The sequence below is a fragment of the Fulvivirga imtechensis AK7 genome (assembly GCF_000331535.1).
GTDB lineage: Bacteria > Bacteroidota > Bacteroidia > Cytophagales > Cyclobacteriaceae > Fulvivirga > Fulvivirga imtechensis.
Map to the genome: position 1 here is coordinate 1 of NZ_AMZN01000149.1, position 7,748 is coordinate 7,748.

Annotated in this window: 6 protein-coding genes; 2 read left to right on the forward strand and 4 right to left on the reverse strand. The window is 43.0% G+C overall.

The window, feature by feature from the left end; genetic code table 11:
* Nucleotides 1-466: 466 nt before the first annotated feature.
* On the forward strand, nucleotides 467-2,266 hold the full coding sequence (gene typA / locus C900_RS27055) for a translational GTPase TypA (RefSeq protein WP_009583685.1): 1,800 nt from the start codon (nucleotides 467-469) through the stop codon (nucleotides 2,264-2,266).
* Nucleotides 2,267-2,404: 138 nt separating this feature from the next.
* Here the strand turns inward: typA and bioB are convergent, their stop codons facing one another.
* On the reverse strand, nucleotides 2,405-3,400 hold the full coding sequence (bioB, locus tag C900_RS27060) for a biotin synthase BioB (protein WP_009583686.1): 996 nt from the start codon (nucleotides 3,398-3,400) through the stop codon (nucleotides 2,405-2,407).
* 308 nt (nucleotides 3,401-3,708) lie between these two features.
* Entirely contained in the window at nucleotides 3,709-5,472 is a 1,764-nt protein-coding gene (gene sppA, locus C900_RS27065; protein WP_009583687.1) for a signal peptide peptidase SppA, read from the reverse strand.
* Between the two features lie 82 nt (nucleotides 5,473-5,554).
* Here sppA and folK point away from each other — a divergent pair, with 82 nt between their 5' ends.
* The gene (gene folK / locus C900_RS27070) at nucleotides 5,555-6,046 is read left to right on the forward strand and encodes a 2-amino-4-hydroxy-6-hydroxymethyldihydropteridine diphosphokinase (protein ID WP_040497668.1); all 492 of its coding nucleotides are present in this window, start codon (nucleotides 5,555-5,557) and stop codon (nucleotides 6,044-6,046) included.
* Nucleotides 6,047-6,349: 303 nt separating this feature from the next.
* Here the strand turns inward: folK and fabD are convergent, their stop codons facing one another.
* Nucleotides 6,350-7,222, reverse strand: coding sequence for an ACP S-malonyltransferase (fabD, locus tag C900_RS27075; RefSeq protein WP_009583690.1), 873 nt, complete (start codon nucleotides 7,220-7,222; stop codon nucleotides 6,350-6,352).
* A 47-nt stretch (nucleotides 7,223-7,269) separates the two neighbouring features.
* Nucleotides 7,270-7,701, reverse strand: coding sequence for a thiol-disulfide oxidoreductase DCC family protein (locus tag C900_RS27080; RefSeq protein WP_009583691.1), 432 nt, complete (start codon nucleotides 7,699-7,701; stop codon nucleotides 7,270-7,272).
* Nucleotides 7,702-7,748 lie beyond the last annotated feature (47 nt).

Below are 7,748 nucleotides of genomic sequence, written 5' to 3' on the forward strand. Positions count from 1 at the left end.
GAGGAGATTAGTGAACGTATAACGATCTTGAGCATTGCTTGTGTGACCCATTCCCGTTAAGTCTTAAAAAAAGAAAAGTAACTAAAACTCCCTTTCGAAAACTCAAACAGCACTGTCCTCCGCGGGCGGAGGTGGTCTTTCTCAAGCTGGTGCAAGTTTAATGATTGTGTAACACGTGACTCTCCATCGGGGGCAAGCATTTCTCCCAGCTTAGCAGCCCATGCTTCCGATTCTGGTTTTTACCCACCTCTGTGTCTCCTCCCGGGAGGAGATTAGTGATGAGTGGCGATTTTTGGAGTTGCTTTAGTCAAAGGACTTCACGTCTTAAGAAGGATTTTACGAAAGTTCCGCCCTTCTGCTTCTGACTTCGGTCTTCCGTCTTCCGTCTTCCGTCACAAATTAAATTACCACCCTCAACACCATCTTTCCTTTTAGTTTTGTAATTTTGCGGCTTTAATTTTCATCTATGCAAAATATTCGTAATGTTGCTATCATAGCGCACGTTGACCACGGTAAAACTACACTGGTTGACAAAATTATTCATGCCTCAAAAATTCTTCGCGAAAATCAGGAAACTGATGACCTGATACTGGACAATAACGACCTGGAGAGAGAAAGAGGGATAACGATCGTGTCCAAAAACGTTTCTGTTCGATATAAAGATGTAAAAATCAATATTATAGATACTCCCGGCCACGCAGACTTCGGTGGTGAAGTAGAACGTGTATTAAAAATGGCTGATGGAGTGCTCCTTCTTGTAGATGCCTTCGAAGGTCCGATGCCGCAGACACGTTTTGTGTTAAGCAAGGCACTTTCATTGGGATTGAAGCCTATACTTATTGTAAATAAGGTTGACAAAGAGAACTGTCGTCCGGATGAAGTTCATGAGCAGGTATTTGACCTGATGTTCAACCTGGATGCTACAGAGGACCAGTTGGATTTCCCAACGCTGTATGGTTCATCAAAGCAAGGCTGGATGAGCACTGACTGGAAACAGCCTACTGACAATATTATTCCTCTGCTTGACGCGATAGTGGAATATATCCCTCCTGCTCCGCAAAATGAGGGCACTTTACAAATGAGAGTGACCTCCCTTGACTTTTCTGCTTATGTAGGCAGGATCGCCATTGGCAGAATTGCTACGGGAACTGTTAAAGAAGGTGATACTATCGGGTTAACCAAAAAGGATGGTTCTGTAAAAAGAAATAAAGTAAAAGAAGTACACATTTTCGAAGGCCTTGGCAAAAAACGAGTACCTGAAGCCTCCTCCGGAGAGATATGCGCTCTGGTCGGTATTGAAGATTTCGAACTCGGTGATACGGTAACCGATATCAACAATCCTATGCCACTGCCCAGGATCGCTATTGACGAGCCTACTATGAGTATGCTTTTTACTATCAATAACAGCCCTTTCTTCGGTAAAGAGGGAAAATTTGTTACTTCGAGACATATCCGCGAAAGACTTTACAAGGAAACAGAGAAAAACCTGGCTCTAAGGGTTGAAGATACTTCCTCTGAAGATAAGTTCAATGTTTTCGGCAGAGGTATTCTACACTTGTCGGTATTGATAGAGACCATGAGGCGTGAAGGCTATGAACTACAGGTGGGGCAGCCTCAGGTAATCATTAAGGAGGTCAACGGTGTGAAGCATGAGCCTATTGAACACCTGGTGGTAGATGTACCTCAGGAATCTGCCGGGAAGGTGATTGAGTTGGTGAGTATGAAAAAGGGGGAAATGACGGTGATGGAACCCAAAGGCGACCTGCAACACCTGGAGTTTGACATACCTGCAAGGGGATTGATCGGACTAAGAAACAACGTGCTAACGGCTACAGCCGGTGAAGCCATTATGACTCACAGATTTAAGGAATATGCTCCCTATAAGGGCGATATTCCCGGAAGGATCAACGGCTCTCTAATCTCCATGGAGTCAGGACCTGCCACTGGTTATTCTATTGATAAGCTACAAGATCGTGGTATCTTCTTTGTAGAACCCGGGGAAGATTTGTATACAGGTCAGGTTATTGGTGAGCATTCGAGAGACAATGACCTTGTTGTCAATGTACAAAAAGGCAAAAAGCTGACTAATATGCGTGCATCAGGTTCGGATACGAATACCAAAATAGCCCCTCCGAAGCGATTTTCTCTGGAGGAAGCGATGGAATACATCCAAAAAGATGAATACCTGGAAATTACACCAAAGTCGATCAGGATGAGAAAGATCTACCTGGACGAGAACGAGCGTAAGCGTATGTCGAAAGACTAACTGGCTGCTGGTTACTGGTCGCTGGTTACTGGTTGCTTGTTGCTTGGTGACAAAAAACAAAAAGGCCTGGATTTTCCAGGCTTTTTTGTTTAATCCGTCTAAAAACGAGTGGCTAGCGGCTAGCGACCAGCAACCAGGCTACCCCGGTATCTGCTCAAATTTTACTGAAGCCTCTCCTTTAAATGCTTTTCTTGGAATAAGATTCAGAGTTTGGAACATTTCTTCGTCCTGAACTACATCCGGATTGGGGGTTGTTAAGAGTTTATCTCCTGCAAAGATAGAATTGGCGCCTGCCATAAAACATAGTGCCTGCTCCTCCATATTCATCCTTACACGTCCTGCAGAGAGTCTGACCATTGCCTTGGGCATTATTATGCGCGCTGTAGCGATCATTCTTACCATTTCCCATATAGACACCCTAGGTTGCTCAGCCATAGGGGTACCTTCTACAGGCACTAATGCGTTAACAGGCACAGATTCCGGATGTTCAGGGAGGGTAGCCAGCGTATGCAGCATTCCTATTCTGTCGGAGTCACTTTCTCCCATACCTATTATTCCACCGGAACAGACAGATATTTTCGCCTTACGAACATTTTCAAGGGTGTCCAGCCTGTCATCATATGTTCTGGTAGATATGATCTCCTTGTAGTGCTCTTCGCTGGTATCGAGATTGTGATTATAGGCATATAATCCGGCATCTTTAAGCTTTTGCGCCTGCTCTTCAGTAAGCATACCCAATGTACAACATACTTCAAGCCCCAGATTATTTACCCCTTTCACCATATCCAGCACACGATCAAAGTCCCGGTTGTCTCGCACCTCTCTCCAGGCTGCTCCCATACAAAACCTGGTGCTACCGGCATCTTTCGCCTCCTGAGCCTTTTGCAACACCTCCTCAGTAGCCAATAGCTTGTGCACCTTCACATCAGTATGATATCGTGCTGCCTGCGGGCAGTAGCCACAGTCTTCAGGGCAGCCCCCTGTTTTTACGGAAAGCAGTGTACACACCTGCACTTCTGAAGCGTTATGATGCTCTCTGTGAGCAGTAGCTGCTCTGTATATCAGATCCAGAACGGGAGAATTATATATTTCGCTGATCTCTTCTCTCGTCCAGTTGTTTCTTACTTCGGTCATAGTAATGATTCAATTCGTATTTAAAAATCGGGTCCGAAAACGAACGATCAAAGTAAACACATAAAGGTGAAACCTCATCGGTTTATTCTAACAATTTACATTGCTAATGAAAATTTGGCTGACAATCATAGGGTATATGCCCTATGGTGCTAATAAGAAAACTCTAAGTGTTTCTAAGAAAACATTCGGGCCAGAGCAGGAGAAGCCCTCAAAAAGCGGAGTCTCGCACAACTGTCATACAACTGTCGGGAAGCATTTTTGAGGCAAGCGTAACGCAGACATTGGCATTTTCTTAGATACACTATATATTAATCAAGGTTGAACTCATACAGCATTTTTGTTTGAATGCCTTCCTGCTTTTGCACATTCTTTATCGCCTCAAGGTAGGGATAAAACTCACCCAACTCCTTCTTTATGGCTTTTGCCTGTGTATCACCTTCCAGGTCCCGCAATATCTCTTCAAAGATAGTACGCTGTTTCGGGTAGTATTTTACTTTGTAGTCATCGCCAAGGTTGGCTTTACCTGCTGCTATTTTAATAGCGTCATCCAAATCTCCCAGAATATCCACCAGTCCATTATTTTTTGCCTGATCGCCAGTCCAGACTCTTCCTGATGCTATTTTTTTAATTTCATCAACGGTCATATCTCTACCTTCCGCAGCTTTGGTGATGAAGGTTTCATATCCATCCTCCACATCATCCTGAATGATCTGCTTTTCCTGCTCCGTAAGAGGCCTTACCATGGTATAGAGCCCGGAATATTTGCCCGTCTGCACCTCGTCATGGGTAATACCGAGCTTATGATTAAGAAAACCCTGAAGGTTAAAAATAATACCGAAAATACCTATTGATCCGGTAATGGTATTGGGTTGAGCTACAATGGTATCGCATGCCATAGCCATATAGTACCCTCCAGAGGCAGCTACATCCGACATTGAAGCTATTACCGGCTTGCTTTCACCGGCTAGTTTTATCTCCCTCCACATTACATCAGAGGCTACAAAGCTCCCTCCTGGTGAATTGATCCTGATAACAATCGCTTTTATGTTATCATCTTCCCTCGCTTTTCTTATCTCTTCGGAAAACTTCGTAGATCCTATAGTATTTATATCGCCTTTGTCAGGCACAATTTCACCGGATGCTACGATCACAGCTATTTCATTCTTAGACTTATTATACTTGGAAACCGTTTTTTTGTATTTCTCGTATTTTATCAACTCCAACTCTTCATCCTGAGAGGTGCCTGCTTTTTCCTTCATTACTGCCAATACCTGATCCATATAAACGAGACTATCCAAAAGCTTAAACTCCACTCCTTGCTGTGGCTTTCTGGCAAGCATATTGTTTGATATTTCCATCAACCTGGCGGACGCAACATTCCTTGACTCAGCGATGTTGTCTATAACATTTTTATAAGCAGCATTAATAAGAGAGCTCAACTGCAATCTGTTTTCTTCGCTCATATCCTTTCTCATAAACGGCTCTACTGCACTTTTGAAGTCACCCACTCTAAATATTTGAGGCTCTATCTCCAGTTTATCAAAAAGGCCCTTAAAAAACGTGACGTTAGTATTCAGGCCGTTGAACTCCAGGAAACCCTCCGGATGCATATAAACATGGTCTGCAACAGAAGCCAGGTAATACCCGCCTTCAGAGTAAAACTCCGCATAGGAAACCACAAACTTTCCTGATGACCTGAAATCTTCCAAAGCATCCCGCACTTCCTCCACAACAGCCATACCCGCCATCACAAAAGGCGCCTCAAGATATATCCCTTTAATTTTATCATCGTCCTTGGCCTTTCGTATGGCTTCCTTAATTTGGACAAGGCCTATGGTAGCGGGCGCCCCTGAAAAGATCGGCAACACTTCAAGCGGATTTTCAAACTCTACTTCCGAGATAGGCTTATCCAACTTAAGGTGCAAAACAGACTTATCAGCTACCTCAACGACATCTTTTTTAGAAAAAGAGCCAACAAATGCGGCTACTATGCCAAAGAAGAGAAAAAAGGCTAAAACACTAAAGATAACCAGAGCGAGGAATGACGCTAATAAATTTCGCAGAAAATTCATGTTATTAAGGGTTAATAAAGTATCAAAATTAATAACTAAACACGCATTTATAAAACAGAGGTTCCTATTTTTGGGTGGATTTATGATAGAAGGAATATTTTTACTATTAGGCTCAAATTTGGGTGATAAAAAAATGATACTGGAGAAAGCCAGAGCGAAAATATCGCACCGGCTCGGTATTATTATTAAAAAATCTGCACTCTATGAAACAGCCGCATGGGGAAAAACAGATCAGCCTTCTTTCTACAACCAGGTAATTGAAGTGAAGTCAGCCATTACTCCGGTAGATATGCTGGCAGCTATCAATATTATTGAAGAAGAACTGGGAAGGGTTAGAAGAGAAAAGTGGGGTGAGCGGGTAATTGACATTGACATTTTATACTACAGCAACCGGGTCATTAGCTTAGAAAAATTAAACATTCCACACCCCGGAATCCAGGATAGAAGGTTTACACTTGTTCCCTTGGTTGAAATTGCACCGGACTTCCTGCACCCCTTTCTAAAAAAAACCAATCAGCAGTTACTTAACGAATGTACCGATCCTTTGGAAGTTGAAAGGATGGTTAATGGTTAATGGTTAATGGTTATTGGTTATTGGTTATTGGTTATTGGTTAATGGTTAATGGTTAATGGTTAATGGTTAATGGTTAATGGTTAATGGTTAATGGTTAATGGTTAATGGTTAATGGTTATTGGTTATTGGTTATTGGTTATTGGTTATTGGTTATTGGTTATTGGTTATTGGTTATTGGTTATTGGTTATTGGTTATTGGTTATTAGTTATTGGTTAATGGTTAATGGTTTGGTGGTTGAATGGTGCATTAGTCACCAGTTGATGAGAAACCCAGCAACAAGTGACCAATGACAGGATCTGCCTTTAGCAGCTACTTACCTCTACTTCCGAAGCAATTTTTTTTACGAGCCCTTGCAATACCTTCCCGGGACCGCACTCCACAAAAGTGGAAGCCCCATCATGCACCATCTGTTGTACGGACTGCGTCCATTTTACAGGCGCTGTGAGCTGTGCGATCAGGTTTTCTTTGATCTCTTCCACATCGGTTGACGGCTTAGCATTTACGTTTTGATATACCGGGCAAATCGGTTTATTGAATGACGTATTCTTGATAGCAGCGGCTAACTCTTCTCTGGCCGGCTCCATCAACGGTGAATGGAATGCACCACCCACAGGTAGTGGTAGCGCTCTTTTGGCTCCTGCGGCCTTCATCTGCTCACAAGCTACTTCAATACCTCTATTAGACCCGGAGATCACAAGCTGACCGGGACAGTTATAGTTTGCCGCCACTACCACATCATCTATCCCGTTGCATATTTCTTCCACTTTGGCATCTTCAAGGCCTAATATAGCGGCCATCGTTGAAGGATTGATTTCGCATGCCTTCTGCATAGCCAATGCTCGATGAGATACCAACTTCAATGCATCCTCAAACGACAGTGCCTTGTTAGCTACTAAAGCAGAAAACTCTCCCAAAGAGTGGCCGGCAACCATATCAGGCTTAAAGTTATCTGCAGTAAGCGCCACAATAACAGAATGCAAAAATATAGCAGGTTGCGTCACTTTAGTTTGTTTCAGGTCCTCAGCAGTCCCCGCAAACATAATATCTGTTATCCGAAAGCCAAGAATTTCATTTGCCGTTTCAAACAGCTCCTTAGCTTTTGGATTATTGTCATACAATTCCTTGCCCATACCGGGAAATTGAGCTCCCTGACCGGGAAATACATATGCCGTCATAAGTTTGTTTTTATTTGATGAATCGGGGCGCTAAATTAAAGGATTTTTTAATAAGCATCTAAAAACCGCTGCCGCAATTCAGGGGTGGGGATACGGCATTGGTCTCTTTTTCCGAAAAGGGTATAGCGGTACCGGGCAATGATGTCATATACAAAATCGCGTATAACTGTAGGAATGATCTTAAACACTGACATCAACTTCCAGCCTCCTTTAAGCTTTCCTGCTACGTACAAAGCCGCATCACTCCTGGTGAGAAGCTTGCCTTCCTTCGTGATCACTATTATACTTTTTAAGGAAGTATGGTCATAGTGTTGGTCTTTCAGCAGTGTTGTGGCGGTCTGTGATTGCAGTGATGCAAAGAAAAATTGCTCATCAGGATCTCTGTCCAATACAAAGTTGACGGCCCCATTGCATAGATTACAAACACCATCAAAGAGGATGATATCCTTGTCAGTAATTACCTGATCAAATGTACCCATCCCTTGAATTTCTTAACGGATTTAGAGGGATCTACCACATCAAAAGT

What these genes read in the sequence shown, in the direction of transcription:
- typA (WP_009583685.1), top strand. Translation starts at nt 467, where the DNA reads ATGCAAAATATTCGTAATGTTGCTATCATAGCGCACGTTGACCACGGT.
- bioB (WP_009583686.1), bottom strand. Translation starts at nt 3,400, where the DNA reads ATGACCGAAGTAAGAAACAACTGGACGAGAGAAGAGATCAGCGAAATA.
- sppA (WP_009583687.1), bottom strand. Translation starts at nt 5,472, where the DNA reads ATGAATTTTCTGCGAAATTTATTAGCGTCATTCCTCGCTCTGGTTATC.
- folK (WP_040497668.1), top strand. Translation starts at nt 5,555, where the DNA reads ATGATAGAAGGAATATTTTTACTATTAGGCTCAAATTTGGGTGATAAA.
- fabD (WP_009583690.1), bottom strand. Translation starts at nt 7,222, where the DNA reads ATGACGGCATATGTATTTCCCGGTCAGGGAGCTCAATTTCCCGGTATG.
- C900_RS27080 (WP_009583691.1), bottom strand. Translation starts at nt 7,701, where the DNA reads ATGGGTACATTTGATCAGGTAATTACTGACAAGGATATCATCCTCTTT.